This window comes from Pseudomonas monachiensis, assembly GCF_047345015.1.
Taxonomy (GTDB): domain Bacteria; phylum Pseudomonadota; class Gammaproteobacteria; order Pseudomonadales; family Pseudomonadaceae; genus Aquipseudomonas; species Aquipseudomonas monachiensis.
Map to the genome: position 1 here is coordinate 5,983,167 of NZ_CP178857.1, position 16,313 is coordinate 5,999,479.

At 59.9% G+C, this 16,313-nt stretch carries 20 protein-coding genes; 12 read left to right on the plus strand and 8 right to left on the minus strand.

The window, feature by feature from the left end; translation table 11 throughout:
• The first annotated feature begins 37 nt into the window (after window positions 1–37).
• On the plus strand, window positions 38–2,881 hold the full coding sequence (locus tag ACMDB8_RS27010) for a class I adenylate cyclase (RefSeq protein WP_056726359.1): 2,844 nt from the start codon (window positions 38–40) through the stop codon (window positions 2,879–2,881).
• Between the two features lie 7 nt (window positions 2,882–2,888).
• On the opposite strand, the gene rnk is transcribed toward ACMDB8_RS27010, so the two are convergent.
• The 3 genes from rnk to cyaY all read right to left on the minus strand — a co-directional run bounded on the left by rnk (window position 2,889) and on the right by cyaY (window position 4,085).
• Window positions 2,889–3,299 (minus strand): nucleoside diphosphate kinase regulator, encoded by a 411-nt coding sequence (gene rnk / locus ACMDB8_RS27015; protein WP_008050852.1) that lies wholly within the window; start codon window positions 3,297–3,299, stop codon window positions 2,889–2,891.
• Between the two features lie 227 nt (window positions 3,300–3,526).
• Window positions 3,527–3,748, minus strand: coding sequence for a DUF1289 domain-containing protein (locus ACMDB8_RS27020; RefSeq protein ID WP_056726673.1), 222 nt, complete (start codon window positions 3,746–3,748; stop codon window positions 3,527–3,529).
• A 4-nt stretch (window positions 3,749–3,752) separates the two neighbouring features.
• Window positions 3,753–4,085, minus strand: a complete 333-nt coding sequence (cyaY, locus tag ACMDB8_RS27025) for an iron donor protein CyaY (RefSeq protein WP_008050853.1) — start codon at window positions 4,083–4,085, stop codon at window positions 3,753–3,755.
• Between the two features lie 211 nt (window positions 4,086–4,296).
• Here cyaY and lptM point away from each other — a divergent pair, with 211 nt between their 5' ends.
• The 6 genes from lptM to ACMDB8_RS27055 are packed head-to-tail and all read left to right on the plus strand — an operon-like array spanning window position 4,297 to window position 8,913.
• Window positions 4,297–4,473, plus strand: coding sequence for an LPS translocon maturation chaperone LptM (lptM, locus tag ACMDB8_RS27030; RefSeq protein WP_007980804.1), 177 nt, complete (start codon window positions 4,297–4,299; stop codon window positions 4,471–4,473).
• Window positions 4,474–4,485: 12 nt separating this feature from the next.
• Window positions 4,486–5,733: a diaminopimelate decarboxylase gene (gene lysA, locus ACMDB8_RS27035; protein WP_056726358.1), complete on the plus strand. Its 1,248-nt coding sequence runs from the start codon at window positions 4,486–4,488 to the stop codon at window positions 5,731–5,733.
• Between the two features lie 4 nt (window positions 5,734–5,737).
• Window positions 5,738–6,568, plus strand: coding sequence for a diaminopimelate epimerase (gene dapF, locus ACMDB8_RS27040; protein ID WP_056726357.1), 831 nt, complete (start codon window positions 5,738–5,740; stop codon window positions 6,566–6,568).
• Window positions 6,569–6,581: 13 nt separating this feature from the next.
• Window positions 6,582–7,307 (plus strand): DUF484 family protein, encoded by a 726-nt coding sequence (locus ACMDB8_RS27045; protein ID WP_056726356.1) that lies wholly within the window; start codon window positions 6,582–6,584, stop codon window positions 7,305–7,307.
• A 2-nt stretch (window positions 7,308–7,309) separates the two neighbouring features.
• A complete protein-coding gene (gene xerC / locus ACMDB8_RS27050) occupies window positions 7,310–8,209 on the plus strand; it encodes a tyrosine recombinase XerC (protein WP_056726355.1) in 900 nt (299 codons plus the stop codon).
• Window positions 8,206–8,913 (plus strand): HAD family hydrolase, encoded by a 708-nt coding sequence (locus ACMDB8_RS27055; RefSeq protein ID WP_056726354.1) that lies wholly within the window; start codon window positions 8,206–8,208, stop codon window positions 8,911–8,913. Before xerC ends, ACMDB8_RS27055 begins: the two co-directional genes overlap by 4 nt.
• A 126-nt stretch (window positions 8,914–9,039) precedes the next feature.
• On the opposite strand, the gene sutA is transcribed toward ACMDB8_RS27055, so the two are convergent.
• The 4 genes from sutA to glnK form a co-directional block, all read right to left on the minus strand.
• A complete protein-coding gene (gene sutA, locus ACMDB8_RS27060; protein WP_056726353.1) occupies window positions 9,040–9,363 on the minus strand; it encodes a transcriptional regulator SutA in 324 nt (107 codons plus the stop codon).
• Window positions 9,364–9,464: 101 nt separating this feature from the next.
• Window positions 9,465–9,890 carry a secondary thiamine-phosphate synthase enzyme YjbQ gene (locus ACMDB8_RS27065; RefSeq protein ID WP_056726352.1) on the minus strand — a complete coding sequence of 142 codons (426 nt, stop codon included), beginning with the start codon at window positions 9,888–9,890 and terminating at the stop codon, window positions 9,465–9,467.
• A 213-nt stretch (window positions 9,891–10,103) separates the two neighbouring features.
• Entirely contained in the window at window positions 10,104–11,441 is a 1,338-nt protein-coding gene (locus tag ACMDB8_RS27070; protein ID WP_056726351.1) for an ammonium transporter, read from the minus strand.
• A 35-nt stretch (window positions 11,442–11,476) separates the two neighbouring features.
• Window positions 11,477–11,815 carry a P-II family nitrogen regulator gene (gene glnK / locus ACMDB8_RS27075; RefSeq protein ID WP_002555808.1) on the minus strand — a complete coding sequence of 113 codons (339 nt, stop codon included), beginning with the start codon at window positions 11,813–11,815 and terminating at the stop codon, window positions 11,477–11,479.
• A gap of 408 nt (window positions 11,816–12,223) precedes the next feature.
• Between glnK and ACMDB8_RS27080 the strand changes: the two genes are divergently transcribed.
• Both ACMDB8_RS27080 and ACMDB8_RS27085 read left to right on the plus strand, forming a co-directional pair.
• A complete protein-coding gene (locus ACMDB8_RS27080) occupies window positions 12,224–12,484 on the plus strand; it encodes an accessory factor UbiK family protein (protein WP_046038993.1) in 261 nt (86 codons plus the stop codon).
• A 403-nt stretch (window positions 12,485–12,887) separates the two neighbouring features.
• The gene (locus ACMDB8_RS27085) at window positions 12,888–13,412 is read left to right on the plus strand and encodes a BRO-N domain-containing protein (RefSeq protein WP_056726350.1); all 525 of its coding nucleotides are present in this window, start codon (window positions 12,888–12,890) and stop codon (window positions 13,410–13,412) included.
• 11 nt (window positions 13,413–13,423) lie between these two features.
• Here the strand turns inward: ACMDB8_RS27085 and ACMDB8_RS27090 are convergent, their stop codons facing one another.
• Window positions 13,424–13,687, minus strand: coding sequence for a HigA family addiction module antitoxin (locus ACMDB8_RS27090; RefSeq protein WP_056726349.1), 264 nt, complete (start codon window positions 13,685–13,687; stop codon window positions 13,424–13,426).
• A gap of 192 nt (window positions 13,688–13,879) precedes the next feature.
• Here ACMDB8_RS27090 and ACMDB8_RS27095 point away from each other — a divergent pair, with 192 nt between their 5' ends.
• The 3 genes from ACMDB8_RS27095 (at window position 13,880) to ACMDB8_RS27105 (ending at window position 16,287) form a co-directional block, all read left to right on the plus strand.
• Window positions 13,880–14,413, plus strand: a complete 534-nt coding sequence (locus ACMDB8_RS27095; protein WP_056726348.1) for a hypothetical protein — start codon at window positions 13,880–13,882, stop codon at window positions 14,411–14,413.
• A 36-nt stretch (window positions 14,414–14,449) separates the two neighbouring features.
• Complete coding sequence (locus tag ACMDB8_RS27100; RefSeq protein WP_177336484.1) at window positions 14,450–14,620, plus strand: hypothetical protein; 171 nt, start codon at window positions 14,450–14,452, stop codon at window positions 14,618–14,620.
• A gap of 173 nt (window positions 14,621–14,793) precedes the next feature.
• Complete coding sequence (locus ACMDB8_RS27105; RefSeq protein WP_056726347.1) at window positions 14,794–16,287, plus strand: YifB family Mg chelatase-like AAA ATPase; 1,494 nt, start codon at window positions 14,794–14,796, stop codon at window positions 16,285–16,287.
• Window positions 16,288–16,313 lie beyond the last annotated feature (26 nt).

Genomic DNA, 16,313 nt, shown 5'->3' on the forward strand with positions numbered 1-16,313 from the left:
CCCCACGTCCGAGCCCTGCGAGCCGGTTTGAGCTGACATGACGCGCACCCACGAAATCCGCCCTGATCTGGACGAGGGAATCGATCGCAAGGTTCTCAGCCAGCTGCGCGCACGCTTTCTGAAACTCAACGAAGGACGCATGGCTCGCGCCATGGAAGGGTTGTCGACCCGCCAGCAAGGGGTTCTGACCTTGCTGCCGCTGTTTTTCCACGTTAACCATCCGCTGTTGCCCGGCTATGTTTCGGGCGGTACGCCGGCCGGGCTGTCGAATTTCGAACCGGATGCCAATGTCCTCGCTGAAGCCCAGCGCCTGACCCGCTCGTTTTCCTATAAGCCGCGCCACGGCAGCAACCCGCCAAGACCAATTCATGGTCTGTTCCTGATGGGCAGCCTCGGCACCCTGGCGCAGGCTGACCAGAGCGACATGGATGTGTGGGTCTGCCATGGGCCGGACCTGAGCGAAAACGAACTCGTCGAGCTGCGCAAGAAATGCCAGTTGCTGGAAGCCTGGGCCGCCAGCCAGGGCGCCGAAGCGCATTTTTTCTTGATCGATCCGAGCCGTTTCGTCCGCGGTGAGCGTGATACCCAACTGAGCTCGGAGGATTGCGGCACTACCCAGCACTACCTGTTGCTGGACGAGTTTTACCGCACCGCGATCTGGCTCGCCGGGCGCACACCGATCTGGTGGCTGGTGCCGGTCTACGAAGAGTCGAGCTACGACCGCTACACCCATGCCTTGATCTCCAAACGCTTCATCCGTGCCGATGAAACCCTCGACCTCGGCAACCTGGCCTACATCCCTCCCGGCGAATTTATCGGTGCCGGGCTCTGGCAGCTGTTCAAGGGCATCGAGTCGCCCTACAAGTCGGTTCTCAAGCTGCTGCTGACTGAGGTTTATGCCAGTGAACACCCCAGGGTCCATTGCCTGAGCCTGCGCTTCAAGCAGGCGGTGTTCGCCAACCGGCTCGACCTCGACGAGCTGGATCCATACGTCGTGGTGTACCGGCGCATCGAGGAATACCTGATTGCCCGCAACGAACCGGAACGCCTGGAACTGGTGCGTCGCGCGTTGTACCTGAAGGTCAATCGCAAACTCACCGGCAACAGCCGCACCCAGAGCTGGCAGCGCTCTTTGCTCGAGCGCCTGGCCCATGAATGGCACTGGGACCAGCGGCAACTGACCCTGCTCGACAGCCGCAGCCAGTGGAAAGTCCGCCAGGTCGGCTCCGAACGGCGGGCACTGGTCAACGAGCTGAACTACAGCTACCGCTTCCTCACCCAGTTTGCCCGTCACGAACAAACGGTCAGCCGTATCAACAAACGCGACCTGAGCGTCCTCGGCCGTCGCCTGTATGCCGCTTTCGAGCGCAAGGCCGGCAAAGTCGAATTCATCAACCCTGGCATCGCCCCGGATCTGGCTGAAGACACCCTGACGCTGGTGCACGCACCGAACAAGAAAGAACCGGGGCAAAGCCAGTGGGGCTTGTACAACGGCAGCCTGACGGCACTGGAGTGGGAACATTTCGCGCCGATCAAACGCAGCCGTCACCTGCTCGAACTGCTGACCTGGTGCCACCGCAATGGCGTGATCGACAGCAGCACCCGCCTGGCCTTGCACCCCGGCACCAGCAACTTGAGTGAATTCGAACTGTTCAATCTGCTTGGCAGCCTGCAACAGACCATCGCCCTGCCCTTGCCCACCGTCGCCGAGGAACCTCTGTTGCGCGCAAGCGTACCGAGTGAAGTGCTGATCCTGGTGAATGTCGGCATCGATCCGCTCAAGCACCATCGCGACCTGAACATCCTCATGACCACCGAACGCACCGACTCCCTGAGCTACGCCGGTGTCCGGGAAAATCTGGTGCTGACCCTGGACCAGGTCACGCTCAATAGCTGGAACGAAGTCCTGGTCGGTCGCTACGACGGTCCCCACGCCCTGCTCGACTGCATCCGCGACTACCTCAACAACCTGCCAACCGGATCACAACAGCCGAAGCTGAGGGTGCGCTGCTTCTGCCATAACCGCGCGCAGTTCATTGCCCAACGGGTCGAGGAAATCCTCGATACCGCGCAGAACCTGCTGCTGAGCCGGCTCAATCATCGCTACCTGATCCAGGTCCAGCAGCACTACCACGTGCTGGAGTTGGTGCCGGGCCAGGTCCAGCACATAGCACTGGCCACTCTGCCGGCACTGATCGATTACCTGGGCAAGGAAATGACGAGCTACAGTCCGTTGCACCTCGATCCGAAGGCACTGGAAGACCACGACCTCGCGCTGTTCCTGCCAACGGGCCAGCCGGACTGCATTCAAGTGTTCTACCGGGTCAATGAAGATCAGGCTGATCTGTACGTGCTCGATGAGTTCAACGCCCTGTGGCAGCAACGCCTGCCCTGGCACGATGAGCAAAGCCTGCTGGTGCCGCTGCAGCGTTTCCTGCAATCGATCCAGTACCGTCGCGATGCCCTGTTGCCGATGGACGCGGCCCACCCCTTGAACCTCGACACCCTGTATTGCCAGCTGCTGCCGTCAGGCCCTGGCCGGGCGCGCCGCATCGAAGCCCGGCCGGCACCGCAGACGCCGGTGAACAAGCCGTTCTACGACGTGCAGGCGATCGTCGGCAAAGCCGCACCGGGTCAGGTGCAGGTGACGTTGTATTGCAATCAACGGGAGTTTTCCGAGCTGGAACATGGCGACCAGTTGTTCCGCGTGGTCGCCCGGGAAATCGTCGGGCAGCGCCGGGAAACCGAACGCTACCGCTGCTACATCACCGATCTCGACCTGTCAGGCCTGCTGGGCGAAGGGCAGAGTTCCACCCATCTGTACCTGCGCTACAAGGCAGACCTGGAGCACGCGTTGAACGAGGCGCTTGATCAGGCCTGAGGGGGTCTCACTCCGGGAACGCGCCGCCATTGGCCGGCTGCGATTCGACTTCCAGCAACGTCAGCTTCAGGGTCTTGCCGCCCGGAGCCGGCCAATCGATGTGCTGGCCAACCTTCAGGCCCAGCAACGCGCTGCCCACGGGCGCCAGGATCGAGACCTTGCCTTCGTCGGCATTTGCATCCTTGGGGTACACCAGGGTCAGGTGGTAGTCCTTGCCACTGCCTTCTTCGCGGCAATGCACTCGGGAATTCATGGTCACGACATCCGCCGGCACTTCATCGTGGCCGACCAGGGTATCGGCGCGATCCAGTTCGGTTTGCAGCGCAATAACGCCCGGCAGCGTGTCGTCCAGGCTGTCGATCAGACGCTCCAGACGCTGTACGTCCAGACGGGTAAGGGTGATGGAAGGTGCGGTCATGATCTGGGCAGACTCCTTTCTTCTGCACGAAAAAAGCAAAACCCCGCCAGAAAAAGGCGGGGTTTTCATCAGCCTCGATGGGTTGAGGCGTTTCTGGACACTATCACAGCTCAAAAAATATACAAGCCGCCACACGGCGGCGTAGGAGCTGCCGCAGGCTGCGATCTCTTGATCTTGTTCTTCGGCAATCTTCAGAGCTGCCAAAAGATCGCAGCCTTCGGCAGCTCCTACAGAGCGCCAGCCTTGCGATTCGAAGCCTGCACGCAAATCACCCGCCGACGTTCGTCATCGGCCGAACGCCATTCGCGGATGTCTTCGACGTGACGGAAGCAGCCCAGGCAGACTTTCTGCTCGTCCAGCCGGCACACACCGCTGCAGGGCGATGGCACCGCCGGACTGACGTTACTGTAGAGCGGCTTGGGAGCACGAACAGGCGCAGGCTGGGTCACGATCTCACAGGCCTTCGAAATCGAGCTCGACACCGGCCTGCTGCTGGACGATACGCTCAAGCATTTCACCCAACTGCTCTTCGCTCTTGTCGCACATCCAGCGCTCGCTTTCTTCGTCGTAGTCGAAGTGAAAACCACCGGAAACCGCCGCCAGCCACAGCTGACGCAGCGGCTCCTGGCGACTGAAGATCAACTGGCTGCCGTTCTCGAACTTGACGGTCAGCACACCGGCCGAGCTTTCGAGGTCGATATCCAGGTCGCTCTCGTCAAAGATGTCCTCCAGGGTTTGCTGGGTGGCATCGACAAGGTCATGGAAACGCGCTTCGGACAAACTCATTACGGCAACCTCAAAAAGTGTCTGATCAGGCTCAAGCGCCGCAAGATACGACCGAGCCCCGTCGATTGCAAAGGATAACGACCAGTTGCCCTACCCGTGGGTTCGATGTGCTTGCGGCCAAGCCCCGCCGGACGGGCGGTCCGTTGCATAGGCAAGCTGCCGGGTGGCCGGTATACTCCGGCGCAATTAATGCATTTTCAAGGATTTCGCCATGAAGCGCCTGATCTCTTCCCTTGCTGCGCTCCTCGCGGTTGCCTGCCTTGTGTCGGCCTGCGGTCAAAAAGGCCCGCTGTACCTGCCCGATGAAGACCAGGACCCTGTCGAGCAAGCCAAGTCGTCGCAGCAGCAGCCTGCCTCCAAAGCACACAAGCACGACGTCTACCAATAATAAGGGAACCTCATGGACGCTTTTAACTACCGTGACGGTGAACTGTTCGCGGAAGGTGTTGCCCTGTCTGCCATCGCCGAACGCTTTGGTACACCGACCTACGTTTACTCGCGCGCGCACATCGAAGCCCAATACCTGGCTTACGCCGATGCACTGGCCGGCATGCCGCACCTGGTGTGCTTTGCTGTAAAGGCCAACTCCAACCTGGGCGTACTGAATGTCCTGGCGCGCCTGGGCGCCGGTTTCGACATCGTCTCCCGTGGCGAACTGGAACGTGTACTGGCCGCTGGCGGCAGCGCCGACAAGATCGTGTTCTCCGGCGTCGGCAAGACCCGTGACGACATGCGTCGCGCCCTGGAAGTCGGCGTGCACTGCTTCAACGTCGAATCCACCGACGAGCTGGAACGCCTGCAAGTGGTCGCCGCCGAACTGGGCGTTCGCGCGCCGGTTTCGCTGCGCGTGAACCCGGACGTCGATGCCGGTACCCACCCGTACATCTCCACCGGACTCAAAGAGAACAAGTTCGGCATCGCCATCGCCGACGCCGAAGATGTGTACGTGCGTGCCGCGCAGCTGCCGAACCTGGAAGTGGTCGGCGTCGATTGCCACATCGGCTCGCAACTGACCACCCTGCCACCGTTCATCGACGCTCTCGACCGCCTGCTGGGCCTGGTCGACCGCCTTGGCGATTGCGGCATCTACCTGCGCCACATCGATCTCGGTGGCGGCCTGGGCGTGCGATACAAGGACGAGGAGCCGCCACTGGCTGCCGACTACATCAAGGCCGTGCGCGAGCGCCTCGACGGCCGTGACCTGGCACTGGTGTTCGAACCGGGCCGCTTCATCGTCGCCAACGCCGGTGTATTGCTGACCCAGGTCGAATACCTCAAGCACACCGAGCACAAAGACTTCGCCATCGTCGACGCGGCCATGAACGACCTGATCCGCCCGGCGCTGTACCAGGCCTGGATGGACGTCACTGCCGTGCGCCCGCGCACCTCCGCTGCCCGCGCCTACGACATCGTCGGCCCGATCTGCGAGACCGGCGACTTCCTGGCCAAGGACCGTCAGCTGGCGCTGGAAGAAGGTGACCTGCTGGCCGTGCATTCGGCCGGTGCCTACGGGTTTGTCATGAGCTCCAACTACAACACCCGCGGCCGTACCGCAGAAGTGTTGGTGGACGGTGATCGGGCATTTGAAGTGCGTCGCCGTGAAACGGTAGCCGAGTTGTTTGCTGGCGAAAGCCTGCTGCCGGAGTAAAACCATGCTGCTGCGTTTTACCAAGATGCACGGCCTGGGCAATGATTTCATGGTCCTCGACCTGGTCAGCCAGCACGCGCACATCCTGCCCAAGCATGCCAAGCAATGGGGCGACCGGCACACCGGCATCGGTTTCGACCAATTGCTGATCGTCGAGGCGCCGAGCAACCCGGACGTGGATTTCCGCTATCGGATCTTCAACTCCGACGGTTCCGAAGTGGAACAATGCGGCAACGGTGCGCGCTGTTTCGCCCGCTTCGTGCTCGACAAGCGCCTGACCGCAAAGCGGCTGATTCGCGTCGAGACCAAAAGCGGCGTCATCGAGCTCGACGTGCGTAACGATGGCCAGATCAGCGTCAACATGGGCGCCCCGCGCCTGGTGCCGGCGGATATTCCGTTCCAGGCACCGGAGCAGGCCACGAGTTATCAGGTCGACGTCGACGGCACCCCGGTCGATCTGGCTGCCGTGTCCATGGGCAACCCCCATGCCGTGCTGCGGGTCAGCGATATCAACAACGCGCCGGTGCATGAACTGGGGCCGAAAATCGAACATCACCCGCGCTTCCCGGCACGGGTCAATGTCGGTTTTCTCCAGGTCATCGACCGGAGCCGCGCGCAGTTGCGAGTCTGGGAGCGTGGAGCCGGGGAAACCCAGGCTTGCGGAACCGGCGCCTGCGCCGCCGCAGTGGCCGCGATCAGCCAGGGGTGGATGGATTCGCCGCTATTGATCGACCTGCCTGGCGGGCGCTTGTCCATAGAGTGGGCAGGCCCTGGCCAACCGGTGATGATGACCGGCCCGGCAGTGCGCGTATATGAAGGACAAGTGCGTCTTTGAGTGAGCGAAACCTATGACCGACAAGCCTCAGGTACCCGCGCGACAAGCTGACGAATCACCGTCCGAAAGCCTGGAGGCGGCGGCTATTGCCGCGTACCTGGAGGCTCATCCGGACTTCTTCGTCGAGCACGAAGAGCTGCTCCCGTCCCTGCGTATTCCCCATCGTCGCGGTGATACCGTGTCGCTGGTGGAGCGTCAGATGACCATCCTGCGCGACCGCAACATTGAACTGCGTCATCGCCTGTCGCATTTGATGGACGTGGCCCGGGACAACGACCGATTGTTCGAAAAGACCCGTCGCCTGATCCTGGCGCTGATGGACGCCGCCAGCCTGGAAGATGTGGTGATGTGCGTCGAAGACAGCCTGCGCCAGGAATTCCAGGTGCCCTTCGTCAGCCTCATCCTGCTCGGCGACAACGCCATGCCGGTGGGCCGCTGGGTCACTCACGCGGAAGCCCAGGTGGCCATCGGCGGTTTGCTCTCGGAAGACAAAAGTGTCAGTGGCAGCCTGCGCGAGCATGAGCTGGACTTCCTGTTCGGCGAAGAACAGCGCAAGCAGATCGGCTCCACCGCGGTCGTTGCCATCAGCCATCAAGGCATCCACGGCATCCTGGCCATCGCCAGCCGTGATCCGCAACACTACAAAAGCTCGGTGGGCACCTTGTTCCTGAGCTACATCGCTGAAGTCATGGGTCGCGTGCTGCCACGGGTCAACAACTCCCTGCGCTCGGTACGCTGAACATGGAACGACAACTGGACGCTTACTGCGAACACCTGCGCAGTGAGCGGCAGGTGTCGCCACACACGCTGTCGGCCTACCGCCGCGACCTCGATAAAGTGCTGGGCTGGTGCATCAAACAGAACATCGGCAGCTGGACGGCACTGGACATCCAGCGCCTGCGCAGCCTGGTTGCCCGCCTGCATGCCCAAGGCCAATCGTCCCGTAGCCTGGCGCGATTGCTGTCAGCCGTTCGCGGGCTCTATCACTACCTGAACCGTGAAGGCCTGTGCGACCACGATCCAGCCAATGGCCTCGCACCGCCCAAAGGCGAACGCCGCCTGCCGAAAACCCTCGATACCGACCGCGCCCTGCAACTGCTGGAAGGTGGTGTGGAGGACGACTTTCTCGCACGCCGGGACCAGGCGATTCTGGAACTGTTCTACTCCTCGGGGCTGCGCCTGTCGGAGCTGACCGGACTCAATCTCGATCAGCTCGACCTGGCCGACGGCATGGTCCAGGTGCTCGGCAAGGGCAGCAAGACCCGACTGTTGCCGGTGGGTAAAAAGGCTCGCGAAGCACTGGAACAATGGTTGCCGCTGCGGGCGATGGCCAACCCGGCAGACGATGCGGTGTTTGTCAGCCAGCAAGGCCGCCGCCTCGGCCCCCGGGCGATCCAGGTGCGGGTCAAGGCTGCCGGCGAGCGCGAACTGGGGCAGAACCTGCACCCGCACATGTTGCGGCACTCCTTCGCCAGCCATTTGCTGGAATCCTCCCAGGACCTGCGCGCAGTACAGGAACTGCTCGGCCACTCGGACATCAAGACTACGCAGATCTACACCCACCTGGACTTCCAGCACCTGGCCACGGTCTACGACAACGCCCACCCAAGGGCCAAACGCATTAAGGGCGACGATTCATGAGCATTCAGTTGATCACCTTCGACCTCGACGACACCTTGTGGGACACCGCCCCCGTCATCGTCAGCGCCGAAGCCGTTTTGCGTGAATGGCTGACCGAGTACGCACCCAACCTTGGGGCGGTGCCGGTGGAGCATCTGTGGACCATTCGTGAGCGCGTGTTGAGCAACGAGCCTGGCCTCAAGCACCGCATCAGCGCATTGCGTCGGCGGGTGCTGTTCCATGCACTCGAAGAGTCTGGCTACACCCATGCAGAAGCCTCGGATCTGGCGGACAAGAGCTTTGAAGTGTTCCTGCATGCCCGGCATCAGATCGAAGTGTTTCCAGAGGTCGAACCGACCCTGGAAATTCTCGCCAACCATTACGCTCTCGGCGTGATCACCAATGGCAACGCCGATGTGCGTCGGCTGGGCCTGGCGGATTACTTCAAGTTTGCGTTGTGCGCCGAAGACATCGGCATCGCCAAACCCGATGCGCGACTGTTTCAGGAGGCCTTGCAGCGTGGTGGCGCGACCGCTGAAACGGCGGTGCACATTGGCGATCATCCGGGCGATGACATTGCCGGTGCGCAGCAGGCGGGAATGCGGGCAATCTGGTTCAACCCGGCGGGCAAGGTCTGGGAAGCCGAACGGTTGCCGGATGCGGAGATTCGCAGCCTGACCGATTTGCCGGCGCTGTTGGCGCGGTGGAACAAGGCCTCAGCCTGACACAGAACCAATGTGGGATCGCCGCACCGCCGCTCCCACAGGGATCACCACAGGTTTCATATTTTTGTTTCAGGCATGAAAAAGCCCGCAGCGACGGCGGGCTTTTTCAGCAAGCGGGTAGCAGGCTCAGATAGGCCGGCTGCCGTACTTGTTGTCCGGTTTCTTGGGCGGATCGGCGACCACATTGGCCTCCACTTCCTGCACCTTGCCACCCTTGGCCAAAAACTCCTCCATGGCCCGCGCGAGAGCATCGCGTTCCTTGTTCTTGGCTTCGACGCTTGGCAATTCATCGACCGATACCGCTGCCTTGGCCTTGCCTTTGGCAGCCGGAACCGGCGCATCACTGCCGTCGTCTTCAGCGACGTCTTCCGCCGCTGCTTCCAGACCTTCTTCGGTTTCGTCGTCGTCGCCTACTTCGAGGTCGTCGTTTTCCAGATCATCGTCGCTCATGTTCTACCTCATGACTTGCGAAAAGCAGATTAGTTATAGCCCAGCTTTGCCCTCTGTCGAAGGCAGCAGGAAAAAATTCAACAGCCGCTGCTGACCAGCGGCTATGCCTCTTCACCGTGTACGGTGGCGAGGACTTTACGGGCACCGCCATGATCACGGTGCTCGCCCAGATAAACGCCTTGCCAGGTCCCCAACGCCAGCTGGCCTGCCGAAATCGGCAAACTGAGCTGACAGCCAAGCACGCTGGCCTTGAAGTGCGCCGGGAGGTCGTCCAGGCCTTCGTCGTTATGCTCATAGCCGTCTGTTCCTTGTGGGATCAGACGATTGAAAAATCGTTCGAAGTCGCGACGTACCGCCGGATCGGCGTTCTCGTTGATGGTCAACGACGCCGAGGTATGCTGCAGCAACAAATGCAACAGACCGACCCGACACGCCTTGAGTTCAGGCAGGCCGGCGAGTAACTCGTCCGTTACCAGATGAAAGCCCCGGGGCCTCGCCCGCAAGGTAATCAGAGTCTGTTGCCACATACAGTTCTCCGCACGTTCGGGGCGCATTCTAGCGCGCTCTGGAAAAAAACAAAGGCCCTAATATTCCTTCAATCCTGTAAGCCTTTGGCTGCACAAAAACACCCGACGTAAACATCGTAAAACCTGTAGGAAAAAACCTTTCAGCCCAGCCTTCAACAACAAATTCCAGACAAAAAAATGCCCGGCAAGCCGGGCAGTTTTTTTAGCGCTTGCTTACAAGTTGTAGCCGCGTTCGTTGTGAAGCGCCAGATCGATGCCGACCGCCTCTTCTTCTTCGTTGATACGCAAGCCCATGACCGCATCCAGCACCTTGAGGATGATGTATGTAGCGATCGCGGTGTAGATCACCGTGAAGCCCACGCCTTTGCACTGAATCCACACTTGCGCGGCGATGTCGGTCACGGTGCCGAAGCCACCCAGGGACGGAGCAGCGAACACACCGGTCAGGATTGCGCCGAGGATACCGCCGATACCGTGCACACCGAAGGCGTCCAGGGAGTCGTCATAGCCGAGCTTGCGCTTGAGGGTGGTGGCGCAGAAGAAGCACACCACGCCAGCCGCCAGACCGATTACCAGCGCGCCCATCGGGCCGACAGTGCCGGCAGCCGGGGTGATTGCCACCAGACCGGCAACCACGCCCGAAGCGATGCCCAGTGCGCTAGGCTTGCCGTGGGTGAGCCACTCGGCAAACATCCAGCCCAGTGCGGCAGCGGCGGTAGCAATCTGAGTTACCAGCATCGCCATGCCGGCGGTGCCATTGGCCGCAGCGGCGGAACCGGCGTTGAAACCGAACCAGCCGACCCACAGCATGGCCGCGCCCATCAGGGTGTAACCGAGGTTGTGCGGAGCCATCGGCGTGGTCGGAAAGCCCTTGCGCTTGCCCAACACCAGGCAGGCAACCAGACCAGCCACACCGGCGTTGATGTGCACCACTGTACCGCCGGCGAAATCGAGCACGCCCCAGTCCCACATCAGGCCGCCGTTGCCGGACCAGACCATGTGTGCGATCGGCGCATACACCAGGGTGAACCAGATGCCCATGAACACCAGCATCGCGGAGAACTTCATCCGCTCGGCGAACGCACCGACGATCAGCGCCGGGGTGATGATCGCGAAGGTCATCTGGAAGGTGACGAATACCGCCTCAGGGAACAGCGCCGCAGGGCCGGTCAGGCTGGCTGGCGTGATGCCGGCGAGGAATGCCTTGCCCATGCCGCCGAAGAACGAGTTGAAGTTGACGACGCCTTGCTCCATGCCCGTGGTGTCGAACGCGATGCTGTAGCCATAAATGACCCACAGGACGCTGATCAGACCGGTAATGGCGAAGCACTGCATCATCACGGAAAGAATGTTTTTCGACCGAACCATGCCGCCGTAGAACAGCGCGAGGCCGGGAATGGTCATAAACAGCACCAAGGCCGTCGAGGTCATCATCCAGGCGGTGTCGCCGGAGTTGAGGACTGGGGCCGCCACTTCGTCTGCCGCCAGAGCAAGGCTGGGCATTACGATGGACAACAGGGCTCCTAGCCCTGCGAATTTACGCAGAGTCATATTGTTTTCTCCTGGGGCGTTGGGTTTGTGGCGGCTTAGATTGCGTCGGTATCGGTTTCGCCGGTACGGATGCGAATCGCCTGTTCCAGATTGACCACGAAGATCTTGCCGTCACCGATCTTGCCGGTGTTGGCAGCCTTGGTGATGGCCTCGATTACCCGGTCCAGATCCTTGTCGTCGATGGCGACGTCGATCTTCACCTTGGGCAGGAAATCGACCACGTATTCCGCGCCGCGATACAGCTCGGTGTGACCCTTCTGCCGACCAAAGCCTTTGACTTCAGTGACGGTAATGCCCTGCACGCCGATCTCGGACAGCGACTCGCGTACGTCGTCCAGCTTGAACGGCTTGATGATGGCAGTGACTAGCTTCATGAAAACTCTCTCCCGAATTGGTGGACTTGCCCCAGGAAAACAAACCCGTCTCAAGTCTAAGCGCAGTGCCTGGCTTTGTAACGCATCGTCGGCCCTGACCTGCCCGTCCGACGCTCCTCACGAAACACTCCCCCGCTTCGCTTGGCGCACTGCGTTCGTCACAGTGACTGCATCAGTGCATGGGTCATCAGGGTCTAAGCAGAAAGCTTGCCATCTCCACAAAAACTACTGTTTTCAAGCCTTTACCCGCAGATGACTGCTACTTCGCAACAACACCCGACGCGATACGCACAACAACGGTGCGACACCGTCCGTCCCCATGCGCGAAAAGTGTGCATCCCTTGCCCGCGCAAATGACTATAGACACTGCGTGATACACTGCCCGTCATTGTTTCCAGGACATTGCCCATGCTCGCGCCAAAAGACTTCCTCGACGCCCTCACCGGCACCGCCTCCCGCCTCTTCAGCGGCGACACGCCTCTGCCGAAAGCTGAAATCGAAAGCCAGTTCAAAATGCTGCTGCAGAGCGGCTTCAGCAAACTGGATCTGGTGAGCCGGGAAGAATTCGATAGCCAGATGGTCGTGCTGGCACGCACGCGGGCTCGGCTGGAGAGCCTTGAGGCGAAGGTGGCGGAGCTGGAAGCGAAGCTGAATCCGCCGACTGAATAAATTCTGATGTGAAATGCAGTCCCCCTGTGGGAGCGAGCCTGCTCGCGATTGAAGGTCGGCACGACCTTGCACTTCACCTGTAGGAGCTGCCGCAGGCTGTGATCTTTTGATCGCAAGCCCCGCAACAATCCCGGCAACGTCCTACAAACATCACACCGCCGTCCGATTGCGCCGCAGATCTCCGGTTCCTAAGCTCACCCTCAGCTGAATGTTCAGCACTGGGTTTGGCGACCCGGAAGCTAAAGGAGCATGACGACCATCGACGCAAGTCATGGCGGTTGTGCGTGGGAGATCTCCGGGTCTGCCGGGTTCCTTTTGCTCCGGTTCGCCAACCCGCGTACAACTGCCACCCAATTGTTTGGCGACAATTGCCGGCAGCCCTTAAGCAAAAGGAGCTGTATCAATGAATCGAGATGATGCTTACCTGATTCCGCAAGTCTTCACCCGCCACAAACTCCACCTCCACGCCCTCCTTATACAAAACCAACCCTGGTTCAGCGCCCGCGACCTAGGGCGACTGCTACGCATCTACCTCAACGACCGCCAAGTCCGAAAACTCGACCCCGACCAATACCAAACAGCCAAAACCCTCATCCACGGACATATCGAAAACACCCTGCTGGTCAGCGAATCCGGCGTCTACGCATTACTGGTCTACCACTACTGCCCCGAGTACCGAGCTCTGCGTGAATGGCTCACCCACGAAGTTGTTCCCGCCCTGCGAGATGCCCAATACCCCACCACAACCGAACGCCCGCAACTGAGCCTGCTCAACTGGCCGGAAATGTCGTTGAGCCTGCTGCACTGGAACAACCAGCCGTGGATTCGGTTGCAGGATGTGCCGCAGATGATGACAGAGCAGGAGCAGGCAAGACGCCCGGTAAAACCGTGGTGGAAGCGGGCTTCACTCGTCTTGCAGTCGCTTTGAATATTTAACGTTCAACCACGCTCGATCTGGGCCGAGCGCAACTCGTAGGTCGATTGCAGATTCAGCCAGAACTCGGGCGTGGTGTTCAGGTTGATGGATAGCTTTTGCGCCAGACCAACACTGACACCGCTCCGCTGATTCACAACATCGCTTATTTCCGCCTCCGGGTCGTTCAACGAGCGAGCCAGAGCATCGGTTGTAACGCCCAGTGGCTTCAAAAACTCCTCGCTGAGAATTTCGCCAGGATGAATCGGGCGCATCCCATTCCTGTTCATTCACGCCTCCTAAGGCTGCATTCAGCGAGATCATAAGCAGCAACCTTCATCCGGCAAGACCATCCACGCTCTTTCACCGACGTCCTTCATCTTTCTCGGCAGGGTCCTACAAAAAGCGGCGCTCCGGCCTGATTTATCAGTCCTCACCCTTTTCTTTACGCTTTTCGCCTTGTTACTCGATAGACGCCAGCAATGAGAAGAAAAGGAAAAGGCACCGAACTTCGAAACCAGACTTACAAATCAGATGCACGAAAGCTCGCATATAAAATGTTCGTCAAGGACTGTAAATCTCGGGCCAGGAAACTCAACACCGAGGCGGTTAGGTTCGACCCAATAACTCCAGCTGCGATTACTGCCTGCCTCCCGTGGTTGGAAGCTGCACTCTTCCCATGGGAAAGCGTGTCGAACTGGAAGTGCAAAGATGCCAAGGGACTGGATTTGGCCATCTGGTACGAACAGAAACTATGTGGTCTGTGTTATGCCACTCCGCGTAAAAGCGCTATTTGCATAAAGATCATTCTTTTGCAGGGTCACCCAGACAGGTCTCATCCTCTTCGTGGCTTGATCGCTCCGATGGCACTGCTGGCTACAGATACCTATGCACGAATGCTGGGGTGCAAAGAAATAGAGATTCAGGATCCTGGCCCAAATGTCGTCCCCTACTACCAGAACCTCGGATTCAGCTTCGACCAGAACAATCGACTTGTCATTTACCTGGACGATTAATAGTATCGATCTCACTCCAAGGCACAGGAGGTGTCCATGATTCAAAGAAAGCGAAAAGCCAAGCTTTTACTCATTATTCAATATCATGCTGAAGCACTTCGGCTAGGCGGCAAGATTTCAGCCAATCAACAACGATTTCTTGATGTCGCTGCGGCTCACGGCAAAGACCTTGAACCTCCGGGCTTACTTGCCGGTAAAAGAGTCTGAAACTGTTTACCAAAGAACCGCTTGAATGGCGGTTTTTTGCTGCCCGCCCGTCCGGCGATAGCTCGCAACATCCTGCGAAAATTCACCTTCCCTGACACCACGCGAAATGCTCATCTCCTGACTACCCTTGAAAAACCGCAGGAAGCGGCTCCCCGTAATTTCAAGGAACGACCATGTCCCTCTCCATCGTCCACAGCCGCGCCCAGGTGGGCGTGGAAGCGCCTGCCGTTACCGTAGAAGTTCATCTGGCCAACGGCTTGCCGTCGTTGACAATGGTCGGTCTACCTGAAGCCGCAGTGAAGGAAAGCAAGGACCGGGTGCGCAGCGCGATCATCAATTCGGGGCTGCAATTTCCGGCGCGACGGATCACGTTGAATCTGGCGCCCGCGGATTTGCCCAAGGATGGCGGGCGGTTCGATCTGGCGATTGCCTTGGGGATTCTCTCGGCCAGCGTGCAGGTGCCGACGCTGACACTGGATGACGTGGAGTGCCTGGGGGAGCTGGCGCTTTCCGGTGCAGTGCGGCCCGTCCGTGGGGTGCTGCCGGCGGCATTGGCGGCGCGCAAGGCCGGGCGCTGGTTGATGGTGCCGCAGGCGAATGCCGAAGAGGCCTGCCTGGCGTCAGGGTTGAAGGTCATCGCAGTGGACCATCTGCTGCAGGCGGTGGCGCATTTCAATGGGCACACACCCATCGAGCCTTACGCCTCCAATGGTTTGCTCTACGCCAGCAAACCCTATCCCGACTTGAATGAAGTCCAGGGGCAAATGGCAGCCAAACGCGCACTGCTGATTGCGGCAGCGGGTGCGCATAACCTGCTGTTCAGCGGGCCGCCGGGTACAGGCAAGACGCTATTGGCGAGCCGATTGCCAGGGCTGCTGCCACCCCTGGCCGAGAGCGAAGCACTGGAAGTCGCAGCGATTCAATCCGTCGCCAGTTGTGTACCACTGAGCCACTGGCCACAGCGCCCCTTCCGACAGCCACACCACTCCGCCTCAGGACCGGCACTGGTGGGCGGTGGCTCAAAACCGCAACCGGGAGAAATCACCCTCGCTCACCATGGCGTGCTGTTCCTCGATGAACTCCCGGAATTTGATCGCAAGGTATTGGAGGTGTTGAGAGAGCCACTCGAATCCGGCCACATCGTGATTTCCCGCGCCAAGGACCGCGTACGCTTCCCGGCTCGCTTTCAACTGGTCGCCGCGATGAATCCCTGCCCCTGTGGATATCTTGGCGAACCGAGTGGCCGTTGTTCCTGTACGCCGGACATGGTTCAGCGCTATCGCAACAAACTGTCGGGGCCACTGCTGGATCGTATTGATCTGCACCTGACGGTTGCTCGCGAAGCCACGGCATTGAATCCTGCGTTAAAACCCGGCGACGACACTGCCACCGCCGCCGGGTTGGTTGCCGATGCACGAGAACGGCAACAAAAGCGCCAAGGCTGTGCCAATGCCTTTCTCGACTTGCCGGGCCTGCGCAGACACTGCAAGTTATCCACAACAGACGAAACCTGGCTGGAGACGGCGTGTGAACGACTGACCTTGTCACTGCGAGCGGCCCATCGACTGCTCAAAGTAGCGCGCACTCTTGCGGATCTTGAACAAGTCGATGAAATCAGACGCGAGCACTTGGCCGAAGCACTGCAATATCGGCCAACAAGCCAGTAGCTCAAATTTGTAAGCGTTTTTTCGGC

Bases quoted from the DNA above. Each gene is read 5' to 3' on its own strand.
- ACMDB8_RS27010 (WP_056726359.1), top strand. From the start codon at position 38: ATGACGCGCACCCACGAAATCCGCCCTGATCTGGACGAGGGAATCGAT.
- rnk (WP_008050852.1), bottom strand. From the start codon at position 3,299: ATGACCGCACCTTCCATCACCCTTACCCGTCTGGACGTACAGCGTCTG.
- cyaY (WP_008050853.1), bottom strand. From the start codon at position 4,085: ATGAGTTTGTCCGAAGCGCGTTTCCATGACCTTGTCGATGCCACCCAG.
- lptM (WP_007980804.1), top strand. From the start codon at position 4,297: ATGAAGCGCCTGATCTCTTCCCTTGCTGCGCTCCTCGCGGTTGCCTGC.
- lysA (WP_056726358.1), top strand. From the start codon at position 4,486: ATGGACGCTTTTAACTACCGTGACGGTGAACTGTTCGCGGAAGGTGTT.
- dapF (WP_056726357.1), top strand. From the start codon at position 5,738: ATGCTGCTGCGTTTTACCAAGATGCACGGCCTGGGCAATGATTTCATG.
- ACMDB8_RS27045 (WP_056726356.1), top strand. From the start codon at position 6,582: ATGACCGACAAGCCTCAGGTACCCGCGCGACAAGCTGACGAATCACCG.
- xerC (WP_056726355.1), top strand. From the start codon at position 7,310: ATGGAACGACAACTGGACGCTTACTGCGAACACCTGCGCAGTGAGCGG.
- ACMDB8_RS27055 (WP_056726354.1), top strand. From the start codon at position 8,206: ATGAGCATTCAGTTGATCACCTTCGACCTCGACGACACCTTGTGGGAC.
- sutA (WP_056726353.1), bottom strand. From the start codon at position 9,363: ATGAGCGACGATGATCTGGAAAACGACGACCTCGAAGTAGGCGACGAC.
- ACMDB8_RS27065 (WP_056726352.1), bottom strand. From the start codon at position 9,890: ATGTGGCAACAGACTCTGATTACCTTGCGGGCGAGGCCCCGGGGCTTT.
- ACMDB8_RS27070 (WP_056726351.1), bottom strand. From the start codon at position 11,441: ATGACTCTGCGTAAATTCGCAGGGCTAGGAGCCCTGTTGTCCATCGTA.
- glnK (WP_002555808.1), bottom strand. From the start codon at position 11,815: ATGAAGCTAGTCACTGCCATCATCAAGCCGTTCAAGCTGGACGACGTA.
- ACMDB8_RS27080 (WP_046038993.1), top strand. From the start codon at position 12,224: ATGCTCGCGCCAAAAGACTTCCTCGACGCCCTCACCGGCACCGCCTCC.
- ACMDB8_RS27085 (WP_056726350.1), top strand. From the start codon at position 12,888: ATGAATCGAGATGATGCTTACCTGATTCCGCAAGTCTTCACCCGCCAC.
- ACMDB8_RS27090 (WP_056726349.1), bottom strand. From the start codon at position 13,687: ATGAACAGGAATGGGATGCGCCCGATTCATCCTGGCGAAATTCTCAGC.
- ACMDB8_RS27095 (WP_056726348.1), top strand. From the start codon at position 13,880: ATGAGAAGAAAAGGAAAAGGCACCGAACTTCGAAACCAGACTTACAAA.
- ACMDB8_RS27100 (WP_177336484.1), top strand. From the start codon at position 14,450: ATGATTCAAAGAAAGCGAAAAGCCAAGCTTTTACTCATTATTCAATAT.
- ACMDB8_RS27105 (WP_056726347.1), top strand. From the start codon at position 14,794: ATGTCCCTCTCCATCGTCCACAGCCGCGCCCAGGTGGGCGTGGAAGCG.